The 20,535-nt window shown below is 71.6% G+C and carries 19 protein-coding genes; 9 read left to right on the top strand and 10 right to left on the bottom strand.

The window, feature by feature from the left end:
* Positions 1–15 precede the first annotated feature (15 nt).
* Both BLU79_RS29695 and BLU79_RS29690 read right to left on the bottom strand, forming a co-directional pair.
* Positions 16–273, bottom strand: a complete 258-nt coding sequence (locus BLU79_RS29695; RefSeq protein WP_093909010.1) for a hypothetical protein — start codon at positions 271–273, stop codon at positions 16–18.
* A 193-nt stretch (positions 274–466) separates the two neighbouring features.
* Positions 467–1,339, bottom strand: coding sequence for a 3-hydroxybutyryl-CoA dehydrogenase (locus BLU79_RS29690; protein WP_305657758.1), 873 nt, complete (start codon positions 1,337–1,339; stop codon positions 467–469).
* 195 nt (positions 1,340–1,534) lie between these two features.
* Between BLU79_RS29690 and BLU79_RS29685 the strand changes: the two genes are divergently transcribed.
* Positions 1,535–2,797, top strand: a complete 1,263-nt coding sequence (locus tag BLU79_RS29685) for a glycoside hydrolase family 10-like protein (RefSeq protein WP_093909009.1) — start codon at positions 1,535–1,537, stop codon at positions 2,795–2,797.
* Between the two features lie 13 nt (positions 2,798–2,810).
* Here the strand turns inward: BLU79_RS29685 and BLU79_RS29680 are convergent, their stop codons facing one another.
* On the bottom strand, positions 2,811–3,011 hold the full coding sequence (locus tag BLU79_RS29680) for a DUF1918 domain-containing protein (RefSeq protein ID WP_093909008.1): 201 nt from the start codon (positions 3,009–3,011) through the stop codon (positions 2,811–2,813).
* A gap of 94 nt (positions 3,012–3,105) precedes the next feature.
* Positions 3,106–4,134, bottom strand: a complete 1,029-nt coding sequence (locus BLU79_RS29675; RefSeq protein WP_093909007.1) for a DMT family transporter — start codon at positions 4,132–4,134, stop codon at positions 3,106–3,108.
* On the opposite strand from BLU79_RS29675, the gene BLU79_RS29670 reads away from it, so the two are divergent.
* Positions 4,133–5,575, top strand: coding sequence for an aminotransferase-like domain-containing protein (locus BLU79_RS29670; RefSeq protein WP_093909006.1), 1,443 nt, complete (start codon positions 4,133–4,135; stop codon positions 5,573–5,575). The genes BLU79_RS29675 and BLU79_RS29670 overlap by 2 nt on opposite strands.
* On the opposite strand, the gene BLU79_RS29665 is transcribed toward BLU79_RS29670, so the two are convergent.
* Entirely contained in the window at positions 5,572–6,192 is a 621-nt protein-coding gene (locus BLU79_RS29665; protein WP_093909005.1) for a DUF6461 domain-containing protein, read from the bottom strand. The two genes, BLU79_RS29670 and BLU79_RS29665, sit on opposite strands and share 4 nt — an antisense overlap.
* A gap of 89 nt (positions 6,193–6,281) precedes the next feature.
* On the opposite strand from BLU79_RS29665, the gene BLU79_RS29660 reads away from it, so the two are divergent.
* Together BLU79_RS29660 and BLU79_RS29655 are read left to right on the top strand one after the other, a co-directional pair.
* Complete coding sequence (locus BLU79_RS29660; protein ID WP_093909004.1) at positions 6,282–6,716, top strand: GNAT family N-acetyltransferase; 435 nt, start codon at positions 6,282–6,284, stop codon at positions 6,714–6,716.
* A 172-nt stretch (positions 6,717–6,888) separates the two neighbouring features.
* Entirely contained in the window at positions 6,889–7,482 is a 594-nt protein-coding gene (locus BLU79_RS29655) for a histidine phosphatase family protein (RefSeq protein ID WP_093909003.1), read from the top strand.
* Here the strand turns inward: BLU79_RS29655 and BLU79_RS29650 are convergent.
* The gene (locus tag BLU79_RS29650) at positions 7,464–7,907 is read right to left on the bottom strand and encodes a DUF6314 family protein (RefSeq protein ID WP_093909002.1); all 444 of its coding nucleotides are present in this window, start codon (positions 7,905–7,907) and stop codon (positions 7,464–7,466) included. The genes BLU79_RS29655 and BLU79_RS29650 overlap by 19 nt on opposite strands.
* Before the next feature lie 137 nt (positions 7,908–8,044).
* Between BLU79_RS29650 and BLU79_RS29645 the strand changes: the two genes are divergently transcribed.
* On the top strand, positions 8,045–10,522 hold the full coding sequence (locus BLU79_RS29645) for an alpha-L-arabinofuranosidase C-terminal domain-containing protein (RefSeq protein ID WP_093909001.1): 2,478 nt from the start codon (positions 8,045–8,047) through the stop codon (positions 10,520–10,522).
* Between the two features lie 64 nt (positions 10,523–10,586).
* On the opposite strand, the gene BLU79_RS29640 is transcribed toward BLU79_RS29645, so the two are convergent.
* The 4 genes from BLU79_RS29640 to BLU79_RS29625 form a co-directional block, all read right to left on the bottom strand.
* Entirely contained in the window at positions 10,587–12,086 is a 1,500-nt protein-coding gene (locus BLU79_RS29640) for a sensor histidine kinase (protein WP_093909000.1), read from the bottom strand.
* On the bottom strand, positions 12,083–12,820 hold the full coding sequence (locus BLU79_RS29635) for a response regulator transcription factor (RefSeq protein WP_093908999.1): 738 nt from the start codon (positions 12,818–12,820) through the stop codon (positions 12,083–12,085). Before BLU79_RS29635 ends, BLU79_RS29640 begins: the two co-directional genes overlap by 4 nt.
* A 27-nt stretch (positions 12,821–12,847) precedes the next feature.
* Positions 12,848–15,004 (bottom strand): ArnT family glycosyltransferase, encoded by a 2,157-nt coding sequence (locus BLU79_RS29630; protein ID WP_256333510.1) that lies wholly within the window; start codon positions 15,002–15,004, stop codon positions 12,848–12,850.
* A 68-nt stretch (positions 15,005–15,072) separates the two neighbouring features.
* Complete coding sequence (locus BLU79_RS29625) at positions 15,073–16,326, bottom strand: bifunctional glycosyltransferase family 2/GtrA family protein (RefSeq protein ID WP_093908998.1); 1,254 nt, start codon at positions 16,324–16,326, stop codon at positions 15,073–15,075.
* 290 nt (positions 16,327–16,616) lie between these two features.
* Between BLU79_RS29625 and BLU79_RS29620 the strand changes: the two genes are divergently transcribed.
* Genes BLU79_RS29620 through BLU79_RS29605 form a run of 4 tightly spaced genes read left to right on the top strand, consistent with a single transcriptional unit; the run spans position 16,617 to position 20,425 of the window.
* Positions 16,617–17,546 (top strand): ABC transporter ATP-binding protein, encoded by a 930-nt coding sequence (locus BLU79_RS29620; protein ID WP_093908997.1) that lies wholly within the window; start codon positions 16,617–16,619, stop codon positions 17,544–17,546.
* A complete protein-coding gene (locus BLU79_RS29615) occupies positions 17,546–18,391 on the top strand; it encodes a hypothetical protein (protein WP_093908996.1) in 846 nt (281 codons plus the stop codon). The genes BLU79_RS29620 and BLU79_RS29615 overlap by 1 nt, the downstream gene beginning before the upstream one ends.
* A 25-nt stretch (positions 18,392–18,416) precedes the next feature.
* Complete coding sequence (locus BLU79_RS29610) at positions 18,417–19,760, top strand: sensor histidine kinase (protein WP_093909092.1); 1,344 nt, start codon at positions 18,417–18,419, stop codon at positions 19,758–19,760.
* Complete coding sequence (locus BLU79_RS29605; RefSeq protein WP_093908995.1) at positions 19,757–20,425, top strand: response regulator; 669 nt, start codon at positions 19,757–19,759, stop codon at positions 20,423–20,425. Before BLU79_RS29610 ends, BLU79_RS29605 begins: the two co-directional genes overlap by 4 nt.
* Positions 20,426–20,535 lie beyond the last annotated feature (110 nt).

Here is a 20,535-nt window from a genome sequence, read left to right as displayed (position 1 = left end):
GCAGACGTCCCTGGGCTAGTGTCCGACGGCCTGCCAGATCGCCACGACGAGAGCACCCACGGCGGTGAGGGCGGCGACCGCGGGCAGCGGCCAGCGCGCGTGTTCCAGTGTGTGGATCCGGGTGTTCAGCTCGTCGATCTCCTTGGCGGTCTCCTCGGTGCGGTGCGACAGCAGAGCCAGCCCGCCCTCCACACGGGCGTAGGCGACGTCGAGTCGACGTCGTAACTCTGCGAGTTCTCCAGACACGACTGGATGCTCGGGATCGGCGGTCACGTGTCCGCTCCTATCCGTAGTCGTTTCTCATCCCTTGCATGCGCAGGGAAAGTGAACTCGCCTGGTGGGCGCATGGGGAGAGTGTGCGAGGGGCATATGCGAGCCCGGAGTGCACACGGTGTGTGAATGACGCGGGCCCGGCACCTTCTCGGTGCCGGGCCCGCGTGCTTGGCCGGAATCTGACGGTCTGTAATCAGCCGTAGGTGTAGAAGCCGGAGTTCGTCTTGCGGCCCAGCCGGCCGGCGTCGACCATGCGCAGCAGCAGCGGGGGAGCGGCGTACAGCGGCTCCTTGAACTCGTCGTACATGCTCTGCGCCACCGAGGCGACGGTGTCCAGGCCGATCAGGTCGGACAGCCTGAGCGGGCCCATCGGGTGGGCGCAGCCCAGCTCCATGCCGTTGTCGATGTCCTCGCGGCTGGCGATGCCCGACTCGAACATCCGGATCGCGGAGAGGAGGTAGGGGATCAGCAGCGCGTTGACCACGAAGCCGGAGCGGTCCTGGGCACGGATCGCGTGCTTGCCGAGCAGCTTCTCGGCGAAGGACTGGGCGCGGGCGATCGTGCCCTCGGAGGTGGTGAGGGCCGGGATCAGCTCGACGAGCTTCTGCACCGGGGCCGGGTTGAAGAAGTGGATGCCGATGACCTGGTCGGGGCGCGAGGTGGCGACCGCCAGCTTCACCAGCGGGATCGAGGAGGTGTTGGAGGCGAGGATGGCGTCCGGGCGGGTCACGACCTGGTCGAGCACCTGGAAGATCTCGGTCTTCACCTGCTCGCTCTCGACGACGGCCTCGATCACCAGGTCGCGGTCGGCGAACTCGCCGAGGTCCGTGGTGAACGACAGCCGTGCCAGCGTGGCGTCCCGCTCCTCCTCGCTGATCTTGCCGCGCTCGGCGGCCTTGGCCAGGGAGTTGAACAGCCGGGTGCGGCCGATCTCCAGGGCCTCGCCGGTGGTCTCGGCGACCTTCACGTCCAGGCCGGCGCGGGCGCACACCTCGGCGATGCCCGCCCCCATCTGGCCACAGCCCACCACACCGACGCGTGCAATATCTCCGGAGATGCCGGTCACATCGTCCCCTTCGCTGATCCACGACTGCGGCAGGTCCGCCGTTGTTCGGCGCCTGCTCCAAACCTGCACGTTACCTTCGGCGAAGTTTGATCGATCGTTCGGGTGCCTCATGAAAAGCTGGCGCGGGCGCGGTCCGGCACGTACGGATCTGCTGCGGGGTGGGCCCTTGACCACGGCACACGGAGGTACGAAGAGATGCTGCACCGGAAGTCACGGCTGTCACGACGGGCCTTCACGGTGACCGCCTTGTCGGCGCTCGTGGCGGGAGGCGGCGCGGTGGCGGCGAGTTCCGCCCTGGCGCGCGGGTCTGACCCGGGTCGGCGAAGGGCGGTCCGGGAGATGCGCGGCGTGTGGGTGGCGACCGTGACGAACCGGGACTGGCCCTCCAAGCCGGGGCTGACCGCGGACGAGCAGCGCGACGAGTTGCTCGCCCACCTGGACACGGCGGTGGACAGCCGCCTGAACACGGTGGTCCTCCAGGTACGGCCCACGGCCGACGCCCTGTGGCCCTCGCCGTACGAGCCGTGGTCGCAGGTTCTCACCGGTACGCAGGGCAAGGACCCCGGCTGGGACCCGCTGGGCACGGCTGTCGCGGAGGCCCACGCCCGTGGTCTGGAGCTGCACGCCTGGTTCAACCCGTACCGCATCGCCAACCACACGGACCCCACCAGGCTCGCCGAGTCCCACCCCGCCCGGCAGAACCCGGAGTGGGTGGTGACGTACGGCGGCAAGCTCTACTACAACCCGGGACTGCCCGAGGTCCGCACCTTCGTGCAGCAGGCGATGCTCGACGCGGTGGAGAAGTACCAGGTCGACGGGGTCCACTTCGACGACTACTTCTACCCCTATCCGGTTGCGGGCCAGACCTTCGACGACACCGACGCCTACGACCGCTACGGCGGCGGCTTCCCGACGCGGGCCGCCTGGCGGCGGGACAACATCGACAAGCTGGTCATCGAGATGGCGGCCGGCATCCGCCGGATCCGGCCCACCACACAGTTCGGCATCAGCCCGTTCGGTGTGTGGCGCAACGCCGCCACCGATCCGCTCGGCTCCGACTCACGGGCGGGGGTGCAGACGTACGACGACCTGTACGCGGACACCCGCAAGTGGGTCCGCGAGGGCTGGATCGACTACATCTGCCCGCAGCTGTACTGGAACATCGGCTTCGCCGCCGCCGACTACGCCAAGCTCGTGCCCTGGTGGGCGGAGGTGGCGCGGGGCAGCAGGACGCGGCTGTACCTCGGCGAGGCGCTGTACAAGGCCGGCGATCCGGCGCAGCCCGCGGCCTGGCAGGACCCGGCCGAGCTGTCGCGGCACCTCACGCTGGCCAAGGAGTACGCGGAGGCGCACGGGCACGTCTTCTTCGCCGCGAAGGAGGTGGCCACCGACCGGATCGGGGCCATGGCGAGGGTGGTCGCCGACCACTACGGGCAGCCGGCGAGGACCCCGCGCTGATCTGCTCGGCGAGCTACTTCGCCATGTTCTTGTGACTGTGACGGATCTCGGTGTCGGGGCCGGGGGAGCACAAGCCCTCGTGCCCGTCCTCGAAGCGGACGCGGTACGGAGGGTTGCCCTCCTGGCCCAGGATCTCGACGATCTCGCCGACCTTGTCGTGTTGCCCGACCACCCTGCCGTGCTGCACAAGCTGGTCGCCCACGGTTGCACGCATCTGTCGGTCCTCCTCACCAGGAGCGGGAGCAGCGGTCCGTGGCCTTGAGTCTACGGCGTGGAGCGGTGGTTGGAAGTGGGTCGTACGGGCCCGCTCAGCCACGCGCCCGCTGGGTCACGGCGATGCACACGAGCACCGCCGCGGCCGTCAGCGGCGCGGCCACTGTCAGGTGCTCGCCCAGCAGCAGCACCGACCACACCAGTGTGAGCAGGGGCTGCGCCAACTGCAACTGGCTGGCCTTCGGGATGCCGATGGCGGCCATGCCCCGGTACCAGACGACCAGGCCGAGGAACTGCGAGCCCGCCGCGACCCACAGCAGTCCGGTCACGCCGTGCCAGTTCAGGTGCACGGGCTCGTACGACAGGGCGATCGCGGCGGCCGGGATCGTGAGCGGCAGGCACAGCACCAGCGCCCAGCCGATCACCTGCCAGCCGGGCATCACCCGGGCCAGCCGGCCGCCCTCGGTGTAGCCGGCCGCGCACACCAGCAGCGCCACGAAGAGGTACAGGTCGGCCGTGGTCAGGGCGCCGCCGCTCTGCTGCACGGTGAAGGCGACCACGGCGCCCGCGCCCACGAGCGCCGCCGTCCAGAAGGTGCGCGAGGGGCGGGTGCCGACGCGCAGGGCGGAGAACAGCGCGGTGGTCAGCGGGAGCAGCCCGACCACGACGGCGGCGTGCGCGGTGGTGGACGTCTGGAGCGCGAGCGTGCTGAAGAGCGGGAAGCCGAGGACCACTCCGGCGGCGACCACCGCGAGACCCGCCCAGTGCCGGCGGGCGGGGAGCGGCACCCTCCCCCACGCTCGGCTTCGCTCGCGCGGGGGGACCCCCACGGCGAGCAGACAGCTGCCCGCGATCAGCGCGGCCAGCACGGAGCGCACGCCGACCAGGGACCAGGGTCCGAATCCCTCCAGGCCCCAGGCGGTGGCGGGGAACGTCAGGGAGAAGGCCGCGACACCGAGGGCGGCTTGGAGGGTGCCGCGGAGGGTGGTCCTGGCCGGGGCGGCCTGGGGTGCCTCGGTGGCATCCGGGGCTGTCGGTGTGCGCGGTGTGGCCGGCGCTGCCGGGACGGCCTGGGCGGTGACTGCTATCGAGGTCGATCCGGTAGCGCTATTCTGTGCTCTCATGCAAGAGCGTAGCAGTGTCGGTGAACTGGCGGATCAGCTGCGGCGGGAACTGGACCGCTACTCTCCCGGTGGAAAGCTGCCGTCCAGCCGGGCCCTCGTCGAGCGGTTCCGGGTAAGCCCGGTGACCGTCTCCCGGGCCCTTGGGCAACTGGCCGCCGAGGGGCTGGTCGTCACCCGGCCCGGCGCCGGAGCGTTCCGCGCCGAATCCCGTCCGCAGGCCGCCCAGGTCGGGGACACCTCCTGGCAGGAGGTGACGCTCAGCGCGGACGCCGCCGCGGAGCTCGTGCCGCGCTCGGTGGACGCCTCGGGGGTGCTGGCCTCGCTCACCGCCCCGCCGCCCGGCGTGATCGAGTTCAACGGCGGCTATCTGCACCAGTCGTTGCAGCCGGAGCGGGCGATGGCCGCCGCGCTGTCGCGGGCCGGACGTAGGCCCGGTGCGTGGGGGAGGCCGCCCATGGACGGGCTGCCGGAGCTGCGGGAATGGTTCGCGCGCAGCATCGGCGGGCCGGGCGGCGCCGTCACGGCGGCCGAGGTGCTGATCACCGCGGGCGGTCAGTCGGCCCTGACGACCGCGCTACGGGCGCTCGCACCGCCGGGTGCGCCGGTGCTGGTCGAGTCGCCGACGTATCCCGGCATGCTGGCGATCGCCCGCGCGGCCGGCCTGCGCCCCATCCCGGTTCCGGTCGACCCTGACGGTGTACGCCCGTCCCTGCTCGCCGACGCCTTCCGGGCGACCGGCGCCCGCGTGTTCGTCTGCCAGCCGCTGTTCCAGAACCCGACCGGCGCCATGCTCGCCCCCGAGCGGCGCGGTGAGGTGCTCCGCATCGCGCGGGAGGCCGGTGCCTTCGTCGTCGAGGACGACTTCGTACGACGACTGGTGCACGAGGACGCCGGGCCCCTGCCGCGTCCGCTGGCCGCGGACGATCCCGACGGTGTCGTCGTCCACGTCTGCTCGCTGACCAAGGCGACCTCGCCGAGCTTCCGGCTGAGCGCGCTCGCCGCCCGGGGCCCGGTGCTGGAGCGGCTGCGCGCCATCCAGGTGGTCGACACCTTCTTCGTGCCGCGGCCCTTGCAGGAGGCCGCACTCGAACTCGTCGGCTCGCCGGCCTGGCCGCGCCATCTGCGGGCGATCTCCGCCGAGTTGAAGACCCGCCGCGACGCGATGACGGCCGCCCTGCGCCTCGACCTCCCCGAACTCGCCCTCCCGCACATCCCGTCCGGCGGCTACCACCTGTGGCTCCGCCTCCCCGACGGCGCCGACGAGGCCGCCCTGAACGCCGCAGCCCTGCGCGCGGGCGTCGCCGTCACCCCGGGCCGCCCGTACTTCAGCGCGGAGCCTCCGGCCGGGCATGTGCGGTTGAGCTTCGCGGCGGTGGCGGGGGTGGGGGAGATCACGGAGGGGGTACGGCGACTGCGGACCGCCTGTGACGAGGTGCTCTAGCCGTGGGGCACCGGGGCGATACCGCAGGTGAACTCGGCCGACGCGAACAGCTCCGGGGTCAGGCGTATGCCGGTGATGCGGTGGGCCAGGGCGAAGGAGGCGCCGGTGAGGCCCTCGTAGTCCCGCTCGTCGTCCTCGTCGTGCTCGATCAGGTCGAAGCCCGACTCCCGCATTTCCTCCAGGAGTTCGTCGGGATGAGTGCCCTCGCGGTAGTAGGCGAAGAGCGGCTCGAAGTGCAGGCGCAGCTCGCCGTCCTCGTACCAGCAGAAATGGTCCACCGCGTTGACGTTGAGGAAGTGGGAGACCACCGTGCGGCCGCGTGAGAGGGGGATCATGGCTTCGTTCGTGACGCCGAGGTAGCCGTTGAACTCGACCATGAGGGACCAGTCGCCGACCGAGGTCGCCCCGACGAACAGCCGGTACGCCCCGCGATCGTCGTACGAGGGCTCGCACAGGCCGTCCACGCCGGTGATCCGTGGCCCGGGCTCGGCGGCCAGTTCGCGGAGCAGCTCCTCGGGAGTCAGTCCGCGGATCAGCGTGATGCAGTACGCCTGCATCAGGTTCTCGTACTGCTCGTCCAGCCACGCGTAGTCCGCCGCTGTCGTCGTCCCGGTCATGCCCGCAGCATCGCACCCGCCACTGACAACGCCCCGCCCACCGGGAAAACCGCTCGACGCCCGCGCCGTCGTCCTGCGAATCTCGCCGCATGACCGACACCCCGCCCCTCGCCGAGGGCTACGAGATCTCGACCGACCCCGACCGCATCGACGCCGCGCGCGTGCACCGATGGCTGTCCACCGACGCGTACTGGGCGATCGGGCGGGCGCGGGAGAAGCAGGACGGGGCGATCGAGGGGTCGCTGAACTTCGGGGTGTACGAGACGGTTTCGGGGGAGCAGGTGGCGTATGCCCGGGTCGTCACCGACCGGGCGACCTTCGCGTGGCTGTGCGATGTGTATGTCGACCCGTCGGTGCGCGGCAAGGGGATCGGGACGGCGCTCGTCGGCGGCGTACGCGAGCACCTGCGGCCGTACGGGATCAAGCGCATGCTGCTCGCCACGCACGACGCGCACGGGGTCTACGAGAAGCTCGGGTTCGGACCGTTGGAGCGGCCGGACCAGTGGATGGCGCTGTACTTCTAGCGGAGCCGCAGGCGGAACTGTCCTTCCGGCGGTCCTGCTTGAACTTCCAACAGCTCTGTTTTCTGGCGACTTGTCCGCCTGATCCTGACCCCGCAGTAAGGTTTCGTCCACCCTCGGTGACTCCTCCACAACACCTCTTGACCTGCGCACTTTCGCGTCACACCATCGCCGCATGCCACTTCGGGTCACGTTCGTAGCCGCCGCGCGCAGCTCACCGCTGCTCGCCGAGCGCTTCGAGGACGACCGGCCGCTGGACCAGGCCGGCTGGGACGAGGTGCAGCGCGTCGCGCGCGACCTGCTGCCGCTGGCCGCCGCCGAGCTGCGCTACTGCTCGCCGACCCCGCGCAGCCGCGCCACCGGCGATGCCCTCGGGTATGCCCCGCTGGTGCAACTCGCCCTGCGCGACTGCGACATGGGCCGCTGGCGTGGGCTGACCCTGGGCGAGGCGATGGCCCGGGAACCGGAGGCGGTGGACGCCTGGCTGGCCGACCCGCGCGGCACACCGCACGGCGGTGAGTCGTTGCTGGCGTTCATCTCCCGGGTCGGGGGCTGGCTGGACACCCGGCCCGTGGAGGACGGCGGCCGTATCGTCGCCGTGGCCGAACCGTCCGTGATCCGGGCCGCCCTGGTGTACGCGCTGAAGGCGCCGCCCGCCACGTACTGGAACCTCGACGTACGCCCCCTTTCGGCGACCACCGTGACCGGCCGGGCCGGCCGCTGGAACCTCCGCTTCGACGGGGCGCCGGCTCAGCCCTCGCGCGCGTAGTCGGTCGTGAGGACGAGGTCCTTGGCCGGGCCGCGCACCCGCCACACCGTCCGCCAGTGGCCCTCGTCCAGGACGGTGAACTCGCCCCGGTAGAGGTCGGCCGAGCACGGATGGTCGGCGATGTGCCGCCCGGAGGTCAGGTCGAGGTCGTGGAAGGGCCGCCCGTCGGCGAAGCGCACGTCCGCGGTGCCCGGCGTCGCGCCCGGCAGGAAGCGCAGCGTCCGCTCGGCGGGACGTCCGACGCCCCGCCAGACGAAAGTTCCGGACTCCTCGTGCAGCAGCCCGTCGTCGTCGAGGCGGCCGAAAACCGTCGTACCGGAGAACTCCCCTTCGTCCCCGCTCGCGAGATCCCGCACCGACCGCTCGACCCGCCAGCTCCCGGCCAGATATGTCAGCACATCCGGAACCGGCCAGAACTCGCCCATCCGTCCCTCACCTCCGACCGCTTCCGACACTTTCGATACCGACCGACCTGTTGACGCTCGCAAACCCCCCTCCCTATCTTGCCGTTCGAAGTCCTGATCATTGTCTGATATTTCGAACATCGAGCCGCGGAGTGTTCATGTCACGCACGCGCTGGAGATACGGCATCGCCGCCACCGCCTTCCTGGTGGCGGCCGGCCTCATCCCCGCCCCCGCCCACGCCGAGGACGTCACCGACTACGCGATCACCGTCGACCCCGCCGCCAAGGGCGCGAAGATCGACGACACGATGTACGGCGTCTTCTTCGAGGACATCAACCGGGCCGCGGACGGCGGTCTGTACGCCGAGCTCGTGCAGAACCGGTCCTTCGAGTACTCGACGGACGACAACCGGTCGTACACGCCCCTCACCTCCTGGACGGTCGACGGCACCGGACAGGTGGTGAACGACGCCGGCCGGCTGGGCGAGCGCAACCGCAACTACCTGTCCCTGGAGGCCGGTTCGGCCGTCACGAACGCCGGCTACAACACCGGCATCCACGTCGAGGCGGGCAAGAAGTACGACTTCTCGGTGTGGGCGCGCGCCGAGGGCGGCACCGCCCTGACCGTCACCCTCCAGGACGCCGACGGCACCCTCGCCACCGCCCGCGAGGTGGCCGTGCAGAAGAGCGGCTGGGCCAAGTACCGCGCCACCTTCACCGCGACCCGCACCAGCAACGACGGCCGCCTCACCGTCGCCTCCTCGGCCGCGGCGGCCCTGGACATGGTGTCCCTCTTCCCGCGCGACACCTACAAGCATCAGGCCAACGGTCTGCGCAAGGACCTCGCCGAGAAGGTCGCGGCCCTGAAGCCCGGCTTCCTGCGCTTCCCCGGCGGCTGCCTGGTCAACACCGGTTCGATGGAGGACTACAGCGAGGCCTCGAACTGGCAGCGCAAGCGCTCCTACCAGTGGAAGGACACCATCGGCCCGGTCGAGGAGCGCGCCACCAACTCCAACTTCTGGGGCTACAACCAGTCCTACGGGCTCGGCTACTACGAGTACTTCCGCTTCGCCGAGGACATCGGCGCCATGCCGCTGCCCGTCGTCCCGGCCCTGGTGACCGGCTGCGGCCAGAACAAGGCCACCGACAACGACGCGCTGCTCAAGCGGCACATCCAGGACGCCCTCGACCTCATCGAGTTCGCCAACGGACCGGTGACCTCGACCTGGGGCAAGAAGCGCGCGCAGATGGGCCACCCGGGGCCCTTCCACCTCACCCACCTCGGCGTCGGCAACGAGGAGAACCTGCCGGTCGAGTTCATGGCCCGGTTCAAGCAGTTCCGCGCCGCCATCGAGGCCGAGTACCCGGACATCACCGTCGTCTCCAACTCCGGCCCGGACGACGCCGGTCAGACCTTCGACACGGCCTGGCAGCTCAACCGCCAGGAGAAGGTCGCCATGGTCGACGAGCACTACTACAACAGCCCGCAGTGGTTCCTGCAGAACAACGACCGCTACGACTCCTACGACCGCACCGGCCCGAAGGTCTTCCTCGGTGAGTACGCCTCCCAGGGCAACGCCTTCAAGAACGGCCTCGCCGAAGCCGCGTTCATGACCGGCCTGGAGCGCAACGCCGACGTGGTCAAACTCGCCTCGTACGCCCCGCTGTTCGCCAACGAGGACTATGTGCAGTGGCGACCGGACATGGTGTGGTTCAACAACCACGCCTCCTGGAACTCCGCCAACTACGAGGTCCAGAAGCTGTTCATGACCAACGTCGGCGACCGGGTGGTCCCCTCGACGGCCACCGGGACACCCTCGGTGCAGGGCCCGATCAGCGGCGCGGTCGGCCTGTCGACCTGGGCGACCACGGCGGCGTACGACGACGTGTCGGTCACCGACGCGGACGGTAAGACGCTGCTCAGCGACGACTTCAGCGGTGACGCCGCGCAGTGGAAGCACACGGGCGGCGGCAGCTGGAGCGTCCAGGACGGGCAGTACGTGCAGACCGACGTGGCCGCCGAGAACACCATGGTCTCGGCCGGCGACCCGACCTGGCACGACTACGACCTGAAGGTGAAGGCCACCAAGAAGTCCGGCAAGGAGGGCTTCCTCGTCGCCTTCGGCGTCAAGGACACCGGCAACTACTACTGGTGGAACCTCGGCGGCTGGAACAACACCCAGTCCGCCGTCGAACAGGCCGTGGACGGCGGCAAGGGGACGCTGATCTCCAAGGCCGGGTCGATCGAGACGGGCCGTACCTACGACATCCAGGTCAAGGTGCGGGGCCGCCAGGTCAGCCTCTACCTCGACGGCCAGGAGTGGGGCAGCTTCAAGGACGACAAACCGGCCGAGCCGTTCCGCCAGGTCGTCACCAAGGACAAGAAGACCGGTGACCTGATCGTCAAGGTCGTCAACGCCCAGTCGGCGGCGGCCCGTACGGCCATCGACCTCGGCGGCGCGAAGGTCGCGTCCAAGGCCCGGGTGACGACCCTGTCGGCCGACCCGAACGCGGTGAACAGTGAGACGCAGACGCCGGTCGCGCCGGTGACGTCCACTTTCTCGGGGGTCGCCGACCGGTTCACGTACACCTTCCCGGCGAACTCGGTCACCTTCCTGCGGATCAAGCAGAGGTAGGTCGCCCGAGGTCCCGCTGACAGACGGCTCCGGTACCACGGCACCGGAGCCGTCTCTCAGCTCGTCAGGCGGGCAGCACCAGCCGGAAGACGCTCCCGCGGCCCGGGGCCGTCTCCAGTTCCAGCCGGCCGCCGTGGCCCTGAGCGATCGCGCTCGCGATGGCGAGGCCCAGGCCGGAGCCGCCATGGTCGTGGGAGCGGGACGGGTCGACCCGGTAGAAGCGCTCGAAGACACGGTCGGCGGCTTCCGGGGACAGCCCCGGGCCCTGGTCCGCCACTTCCAGTACGCAGATCCGCGCGCCGTCCCGCAGCGGCGGCGAGGGACTCGTCCGCCCCGGCCGGTTCGTGCCGCCGGTCACGGGGCCGGCCCGACCGGTCCCCACGCGGACGTCCACCCGCGTTCCGGGCGGTGTGTGCCGCAGCGCGTTGGACAGCAGATTGCCCGCGACCTGCCGCAGCCGGTGCGGATCGCCGGTCGTCTCGACCAGTTCCAGTTCCTCCTCGTCCCCGCTGCCCAGGGCGCCCAGCCGGACGGTGTGCCCCTCGCTCTGGTGGGCCGCGGCGCTGACGGTGTCGGCGGCCACGGCCAGCAGATCCACCGGCTCGCTGCGGTAGGCGGGCTCCTGGTCCAGCTTGGCCAGCAGCAGGAGGTCGTCCACGAGCAGGCTGATCCGCTCGGCGTTCTGGACGATCAGCCGGTCGCCCTCACGCCGTTCGGTGGGCGACCGCTCCTCGTGGCGCAGGGCCAGCTCCGCGAGGCCCTGGATGGAGGTCAGCGGGGTACGCAGTTCGTGCCCGGCGTCGGCGACGAAGCGCCGCAGCCGTGCCTCGGAGAACTCCCGTTCCCGCAGGGCCTGTTCCAGCCGCTCCAGCATCGTGTTCAGCACCGCGCCCAGGCGGCCCGTCTCGGTACGGGAGTCGGTGTCGGCGAGGCGCAGGCCCAGATCGCCGGCGGTGATGCCCTGCGCGGTGCGCTCCATACGGGTCAGCGGCAGCAGGCCGATCCGGACGACCCAGCGGCTGAGGACGATCAGACCCGTGACGGTGACGACCAGCACGATGCCGTTGAGCCACAGCAGCTTGTCGGTGGCGCCGTCCACGGTGTCCAGGGGCAGTGCGACGACGTACGACGACCGGTCCGGGCCGGCCTTGGTGAGGATCCGCCACCGGCCGTCCCCGGACACGGCCGGCACGGTCGCCGGCCGCCCGTCGCCGCGCGGCAACCGGCGTACGGAGTCCGGGAGTTGCGGCCCAGGGGCCTTGCCGTCGCCGAGCCTGCCGACCTCGTGGCCGCGCGCGTCGTAGAAGGCGAGGCGGAAGTCCGAGGGCAGGGTCACCGAGTCGGGGTCCCGAGGCCTCGGCACATCGGCGTCAGGGGCCTGCTGCGGCAGGGCGAAGTCGTGGAGCTGCTCGTCGACGCGATGCAGCAGCCACGAGCGCAGCACCAGGAAGCCGATGGCCTGGGCGGCGAGCACCGCGACCGCGGCCAGCAGCGCCGCCCCCCACACCAGCCGGCCGCGCAACGATCCCGAGCGTGCTGCGCGCAGTCGGAGCCGGCGGATCATCCCTCGGTCCCGCGCGGCAGCCGCAGACAGTACCCCACGCCCCGCCGCGTGTGGATCAGCGGCGGATCGAGGTGGTCGATCTTGCGCCGCAGGTACCGCACATAGGTCTCCACGATGCGGCCGTCGCCCGCGAAGTCGTAGCCCCAGACCCGGTCGAGGATCTGGGACTTGCTGAGCACCCGGTTCGGGTTCTCCATCAGGAAGGCGAGCAGCTTGAACTCGGTCGGGGAGAGCGCGATGTACTGCCCCGCCCGGTGCACCTCGTGGGCCCGCTCGTCCAGTTCGAGGTCCGCGAAGCGCAGCACCTCGGCCTGGTCCTCGCCCGCGTCGTACGGGACGTCGTGCCCCGTACGACGCAGGATGGCGCGGATGCGCAGCAGCACCTCCTCGACACTGAACGGCTTGCCCACGTAGTCGTCACCGCCCGCGCCGAGGCCGGCGATCCGGCTCTCGACCTCGGTGCGGGCCGTCAGGAACAGCACCGGGGTGCGCACACCCACCGCGCGCAGTCCCCGGGTGACCTCGAAACCGTCCAGGTCGGGCAGCATCACGTCGAGCAGGATCAGGTCGGGGCGGAACCGCTCGACCTCCAGCAGGGCGCCGTGGCCCGTCGTTGCGGTGCTCACCCGGTAGCCGGACAGGCTCAGGGCCGACTCCAGCAGGTAGCGGATGCCGGGGTCGTCCTCGACGACGAGGACGCGGTGGGTGAGCCGGGCGGGGGGCTGCTCATCCATGGTGCGCGAGGTCCGTTCTGCCGTCCGTCACTGCTGGTCGGCGCAGTCGTACAGGGTGGTGCCGGCTCCCATCATGCCGGTGGCCGCGGAGTCGTCGTCGGTGCTGCCGCCGTAGGCGGAGGGCGCGACCTCGGTGCAGTTCTCGCTGATCCACTCGGAGCGCCGGGAGGCCGCGTCGCCGCTGCCGCCGGGCATCGCGCCGAAGCCGCGGCCGTCCGAGCCCAGGACGTAGCGCAGTTGGCCGGTCCCGGTCCAGGTCTCCAGCTGGTCGACGGACGGCGCGTCGTCGGTGCCGATGAAGCCGCCCATGCCGATGACGGTGGCGTCGCTGTCCAGGATGAACGAGGACGTGGCGTTCGCACCGCCCTCGACGGCGAGGCTGATCCGGGCCGAACCGGAGTTCTCGACGGCGTAGTCGAGGATCTTGCGCTGGTCGGCGGTGAGGCCGGTGGCTCCCATGAGCCGACCGAGGCCTCCGGCGCCGGCCGTGCCGCCCGCACCGCCTGCTCGGCCGCCACCGAAGCCGGGCATCCCCGAAGGCATACCGGGCGGCATCCCCGACGGCATGTCCTCCGGCGCCTCGCCCAGGGCCCCGCCGGGCATCCCGGCAGAACCCCCACCAGGCATGCCACCCGCCCCGAAGGGCATCCCGCCGACCGGTCCCGCCGTCGGATTGGCGCCGCCCATCGCGGAGTCGGACCCGGGAACCGTGACCGCCCATGCGCCCGGCGCCATCACCACCGCGAGCACAGCCCCGCCCAGCGCGACCGGCAGCAGCCGGTGCCGTCGTACCGAAACCAGCAGCAGCGCGATCGCGGCGCACGCCATGACCGCCACCAGCCACGTCAGCCACCCGTTCCAGGACGGCTCCCGCTCGATCACGACGACCGCCCAGACCGCGGTGACCAGTACGCCCCCGGCCCCGGTCGGCAACGCCCAGCGCGCACCGGCCCGTTGAGCACGGACCAGCGCGGTCGCGAGGCCCGCCGCGAGGGCGGCGACGGCAGGGGCCAACTGGGTGGTGTAGTACGGATGGAAGGTGCCCTCCTGCGTGGCGAACACGAGCCCGCACACCACGAGCCAGGTCCCCCACAGCACCCACCCGGAAGCGGCGAGCGGCTCGCCCGCGGCCGTGCTTCCGCGTCGGCGCAGCACCGCGACCGTCACCGCGACGCCCAGCGCGACTCCGCACAGCGGCAGCAGCCAGCCGATCTGGCCGCCGACCTGGTCGTTGAAGAGCCGGCCGAGCCCCGCGGCGCCCCCGAAGGAGACACCGCCGCCGAAACCGCCGGCGGTGCCGCCCTCACCGAAGATCCGGCCGAAGCCGTTGTACCCGATGACCAGGTCCCAGGCCGAGCCGTCCTCGCTCCCGCCGATGTACGGGCGATCGCCGGGCCACAGCGCCACCAAAGCGACCCACCACAGCGAGGACACGGCCAGCACGGCCCCCGCGACCAGCAGCCGGCGGAGCCGTACGAGCCAGGTCCCGGCCGCGCCCACCAGCCAGGCCGCGGCGAAGGCCGGGATCACCATCCAGGCGGCCAGCATCTTCGTCAGGAACCCGAACCCGATCAGGAAACCGCTGCCGCACAGCCACCACAGCGCCGACCGGCCCGCGGGTGCCCGCAGCGCCCGGGTCAGCGCGTACGCGGCCGCGACCAGCGTCAGCACCAGCAGGGTGTCGGGGTTGTTGTCGCGGTTGATCGCCACCGTGATGGGGGTGAGCGTCAGGACCAGGGCGGCGAGCAGACCGGCGCCCTCGCCCGCCCAGCGGCGCACCGTCCGGTGCAGGACGAGGACCGCGGCGACGCCTTCCAGCGTCTGGGGCAGGATCACCGCCCAGCCGTGCAGGCCGAAGATCTTGGTGCTGATGACCTGGGGCCACAGCGCGGCCGGGGGCTTGTCGACGGTGACGACGCCGGCGGGGTCGTAGGCGCCGAAGAGGAAGTTGGTCCAGCTCTGCCCCATCGACTTCACGGCGGCCGAGTAGTAGCTGTTGCCCCAGCCGAGGGAGCCGAGGGCCCAGCCGTAGAGCACCGCGGCCAGGAGCAGGATCGCGCCGAGGGCGGCCGGGGCGGCCCAGCGCGGCAGCGCACGGCCGGCGACGACCGGCGGTGGCGGGCTCGCGGAGGTGGCCGACGGGCCTTGGGACGTCGCCGACGGGGCGTGGGAGGTTTCGGTCACGGTTGCGGTTCGCTCTCCGGTGGCGGGAAACGGACGGGACATCGAGGCGGCCGCAAGACGGCGGGACATCAGCGCCGCCGGAAGACGGCCAGCCGCAGCACCACGAAGCGCACCGCGGTGACCAGCAGCGACGATGCGGCCAGTACGACGGTCTCGGCGGCGGCCGAGGCGTCCGGACTGCTCTCGCGGTACAGCAGCACGGCGGCGGAAGTGACGAGGTAGCCGAGCAGGAACAGGACGCCCGCGCCCAGGTGGGCCCGGCTCACGCCGGTCGCGGACCAGCGGAACGTCAGGCGGCGGTTGGCCTCGGTGTTGAGGACCGTGAGCACCAGCAGGGAGAGGAGGTTGGCGACCGCGGGCGGCCACCAGCCCCGCAACAGCCAGTAGAGGAGCGCCTGTCCGACGGTCGAGGCGATGCCGATCGCGACGAAGCAGCCCACCTCCCAGGTGAACCGGGAGCGGCCGGTCTCGGGGGCCAGTACCGCGTCCGGGTGCTCGGCGGCCGGGGCGGGACGGCGTGGCAGCGTGACGCGGGCGGCGCCGGACGCCTTCAGCCGGGCCATGCGATACAGCCCCCGCAGGTCGTCCGCGGCGGTGCCGACGACGTCGACGCGGGTGTCGACGTCCTCCACCCAGTCGACCGGCACCTCATGGATGCGCAGCCCGTTGTGCTCGGCGAGCAGCAGAAGCTCGGTGTCGAAGAACCAGGCGTCGTCCCGCGTCTTCTCCAGCAGCGGGCGCAGCACCTCGGTGCGGGCGGCCTTGAAGCCGCACTGCGCGTCGCTGAACCGGGCCCCGTGGGTCAGCCGGATCAGCCCGTTGTAGCAGCGGGAGACCACCTCGCGGCGCGGTCCGCGCACGGTCCGCGCGCCCGGCGCGAGCCGACTGCCGACGGCCAGGTCGGAATGGCCGCTGGCCAGCGGGGCGATCAGGGGCAGCAGTCCGTCGAGACCCGTGGACAGGTCGACGTCCATGTAGACGACGATGTCGGCCTCGCTGGCGCCCCACACGGTGCGCAGTGCCAGGCCGCGGCCCTTGCGGTCCAGGTGGCGGACCTCCAACCCGGGCAGCTCGGCGGCGAGTTCCGTCGCCACCTGGAGGGTGCGGTCGACGCTGGCGTTGTCCGCGACGGTGATCCGCCACGGGTACGGGAGCTGCGCACGCAGCCGGGCGTGCAGAGTGCGCAGACAGCCGGGGAGCGCGCGTTCCTCGTTGTAGACCGGAATGACGATCTCGACGGTGGGGGTGTGGGTCCCGGACGGGCCGGGGAGCCCGGGGTGGAAGCCGTCGGCCGTGGTCGGGCCGCTGGAAGTCTGGGGCATGGATTCCTCGTACGGAGAGGCGACAGTGGGGGTGACGCGTCGTCCGGCAGAACCCTCGCGGCCCAAACGGGGAAAGCCGCGACAGCAAGCTGGGAATTCGCCGAGAGTCCGCTGGGCCTCCGCTGAGAGCGGTCGGCGCGGGTGGGCGCAGTGGTACCGCGGTACCACTGGGGCGCCGAAGATTCCCCTCCGGTCCCAGAGTCTCGACCCGCGGCGCTCCTAGGTTCGAAGTCAGACACCGCGGCGCGTCCGCGGCCCGGTCCGAGTTCGAGGCAGGAAAGGCCGATTCCATGATCGAAGCGCGTGAGCTGACCAAGCGGTACGGCGACAAGACGGTCGTCGACCACCTGAGCTTCACCGTCCGGCCCGGTGAGGTCACCGGCTTTCTCGGCCCCAACGGCGCGGGCAAGTCCACGACGATGCGCATGATCGTCGGCCTGGACGCCCCCACCAAGGGCTCGGTCACCGTGGGCGGCAAGTCGTACACCAGGCACGCCGCGCCCTTGCAGGAGATCGGCACGCTGCTGGAGGCCAAGTCCGTCCACCCGGGGCGCAGCGCGTTCAACCACCTGATGGCGCTCGCGTACACCCACGGCATTCCGCGGCGCCGGGTGGACGAGGTCATCGAGCTGGCCGGGCTGACCAGCGTGGCCGGCAAGCGGGTCGGCGCCTTCTCGCTCGGCATGGGCCAGCGGCTCGGCATCGCCTCGGCGCTGCTCGGCGACCCGGCGATCGTCATGCTCGACGAACCGGTCAACGGCCTCGACCCCGAGGGCGTGTTGTGGGTGCGCAACCTGCTGCGCTCCCTGGCCGACGAGGGGCGGGCGGTGATGCTCTCCTCGCACCTGATGAGCGAGACCGCGCTGATCGCCGACCACCTGGTGATCATCGGGCGGGGCAGGCTGCTCGCCGACACCACGGTCGACGACTTCACGCGCGAGGCCGGCGGTGGCGGCGTGAAGGTCGCCACCGCCGAGGCCATGCGGCTGCGCTCGCTGCTGGCCGGCCCGGACGTCACGATCAGCTCCTCCTCCGCCGAGGAACTGCTGGTCACCGGCCGCGACGCCCGCGAGATCGGGGCGATCGCCGCAGAGCACGGGGTGCCGCTGTACGAACTCACCCCGCAGGCCGTCTCCCTGGAGGCGGCGTTCATGGAACTCACCCGCGATGTCGTCGAGTACCAGAGTGCTCCGGTCGACACCGAGCGAAAGGCCGCGTGATGAGTGTTACCAGCCTAGCCCCAGCCCCCGCCCCGGCCCGTACGACTAACTACAAGATCACCGGCGTCCGGGTGCTGCGCTCGGAGTGGGCCAAGTTCTGGTCGCTGCGCTCCAGTTGGATCACCCTGGGTGTCGCCGTGTTCCTGCTGGTCCTCTTCGGGGCGGTCGCCAGCTACACCTACAGCCCCGACGCCGTCGCGACCGGCGGTCCGCCCGGACCGGGCAGCGGCGACGGCGACAGCACCGCCGTCAGCCTGGCCCTGACCGGCGTGACCTTCGCGTCACTGGCCATCGGCGTGCTCGGGGTGCTGCTCTCCGCGGGCGAGTACAGCACCGGCATGATCCGCTCCACCCTCGCCGCCGTACCGCGCCGACTGCCGGTGCTGTGGTCCAAGGCCCTCGTGATCGGGCCCATCGCCCTGGTCCTGGCCACCATCGGCGCGCTGGCCGCGTTCCAGTTGGGCACCCCGGGTCTGGACGGCGAGCGGATCGCGCTCTCCCTGGGCGACGACGGCGTCCTGCGCAGCCTGGCCGGAGCGGGCGTCTATCTCGCCCTGGTGGCCGTGTTCGGCGTGGCCCTCGGCGTCCTGATCCGCTCCTCCGCGGGGGCCATCGCGGCCCTGGTCGGCGTCCTGCTGATCCTGCCCGGCCTGGCCTCGCTGCTGCCCGACTCCTGGTACGACACGCTCAGCCCCTACTTCCCCAGCAACGCGGGGTCGGCCGTCTACGCCCTGCACGAGACCTCGGGCTCCCTCTCGCCCGGCGCGGGACTCGCGGTGTTCGCCGGCTGGGTGGCGCTGACCCTCGTCGGGGCGGCCGTCCGGCTGGTCCGGACCGACGCCTGACCTGGGCACGAGGACAATGGTGGTCATGAACCCGGAGCGTCCGGCAGCCGCCGAGCAGACCTCCCGGGGGTCGGCGCCCCCGCCGGCCTCCGGGTTCGACGCCGAGTGGGCGCACCCGGTGCTGGGCCGTATGTGGCGCGGCCAGCAGGACCGGCAGCGGATGGACCGCCGGCATCCGTGGGTGCTCGACACCGCGGTGGTGCTGGTCGTCGCCCTCATCAGCCTGCCCGACCTGATCGCCGGCACCAGCCGCGGTCCCTTCGGCGAGGCGGTCCACAGCGCGGAGATGCCCACGGGCGTGCTGTTCCTCTTCGCGGCGGGACTCATCGTGCCGCTGTGGTGGCGGCGCAGGGCCCCGGCCGTCACGTTCTTCGTGATCGCGCTGGTGTCCCTCGTCCAGTGGTCGTTCGGCGTGTGGCAGCAGGCCGGCATCAGCACGCTCGTCGCGCTGTACTCCCTGGCCCTGCACGGTTCGTTGCGGGCGCTGGGCTGGGCCGCCGCGGTGACCGTCGTCGAAACGAGCGTGGCGGTCTCCGTCCTGGTGGATGTCGGCAATTCGCTGCGCGGTCTCTTCTTCCTCCTGGGGACGGCGACGGCGGCCATGGCCATCGGCCTGACGCTGCGTATCCGCCGGATGTATCTGGCCGCGCTGGAGGACCGGGCCCGGCGCCTGGAGGTCGAGCGCGACCAGCGCGAACGGCTCACCGCCGCCGCCGAACGCTCCCGCGTGGCCCGCGAGATGCACGACATCGTCGGCCACAACCTCTCGGTCATGGTCACCGTCGCCGACGGCGCCGCGACCCTCGCCGCGGGCCGGGGCGAGCAGTCCGAGGAGGCCCTGCGCATCCTCGGCGACACCGGCCGCCAGGCCATGAGCGAACTCCGCCGGGTCCTGGGCGTCCTGCGCGAGGACCAGGTCGCCGAGCGGATGCTCAGCCCGCAGCCCGGCATCCGGGACCTGGAACCCCTGCTGGCCCGGGTGCGCGCGGCCGGACTGCCGGTGACGTACCGGACCGTGGGCGGGCTCGAATCCCTGGGCGACGGCGTGCAGCTCACCGTGTACCGGATCGTCCAGGAATCCCTGACCAACACGCTCAAGCACGCGGGGCCGGGCGCGTCCGCCGAGGTCACCGTCGCCGTCGAGGCGCGGGAGGTGCGTATCCGGGTCGCCGACACCGGCGCACCGCCGGGGGCACTCCCGCGATCGGAGCCGGCCGCCCGGACGGACGACGCGGGCCACGGCCTCGTCGGCATCCGCCAGCGGGCCGCCATGTACGGCGGCACCGTCGTCATCGGACCGCGCGACACCGGCCACGGCTGGCTCGTGGACGTCGTGCTCGACGTACCACCAGGAGACCCCCAGTCATGACGACCGTCCTCATCGCCGACGACCAGCCCCTCCAGCGCATGGGCGTCCGCATGCTCCTCGAAGGCACGCCCGGCCTGGAACCGGTCGGCGAGGCGGAGCACGGGGCGGAGGCCGTCCGCATGGCCGCCGAACTGCGCCCCGACGTCGTCCTCATGGACATCCGCATGCCCGGCATGGACGGTATCGAGGCCACCCGCCGCATCGTCGCGTCCGGCGGCCGTACCCGCGTCCTCATCGTCACCACCTTCGACCTCGACGAGTACGCGTACGACGGACTGCGGGCCGGCGCCAGCGGCTTTCTGCTCAAGGACGCCCGCCCCGAGGAACTCGTGGCCGGCATCAAGGCCGTCGCCACCGGCGACGCGGTCGTCGCGCCCAGCCTGACCCGCCGCCTGCTGGACGCCTACGCCCACCAGGTCCTCGCGCCGACCGACGTCCCCGCCGCGGAGGACCCCCGGCTGGGGACTCTCAGCGACCGTGAGCGCGAGGTGCTGGTCGCCATCGGCCAGGGCTGGACGAACACGGAGATCGCCGAACGGTTCGTCCTCACCGAGTCCACGGTGAAGAAGCACGTCGGACGGGTCCTGGCCAAGATCGGGGCACGCGACCGCATCCAGGCCGTGATCATGGCGTACGACGCCGGGCTGGTCCGCGCGAAGTCCTAGCCGCCCCAGCCCGTTCATGGCTCCGTGACTCCGACTGACTCCGGTTTTACAAAAGCAGCGGTAATCTGATGTACGAAACCGTTTCGTTCAGCGTGCGTGGCCCCGACTCC

It is taken from the genome of Streptomyces sp. cf386 (assembly GCF_900103585.1).
GTDB lineage: Bacteria > Actinomycetota > Actinomycetes > Streptomycetales > Streptomycetaceae > Streptomyces.
This window is presented reverse-complemented; position numbering and strand designations above follow the sequence as displayed.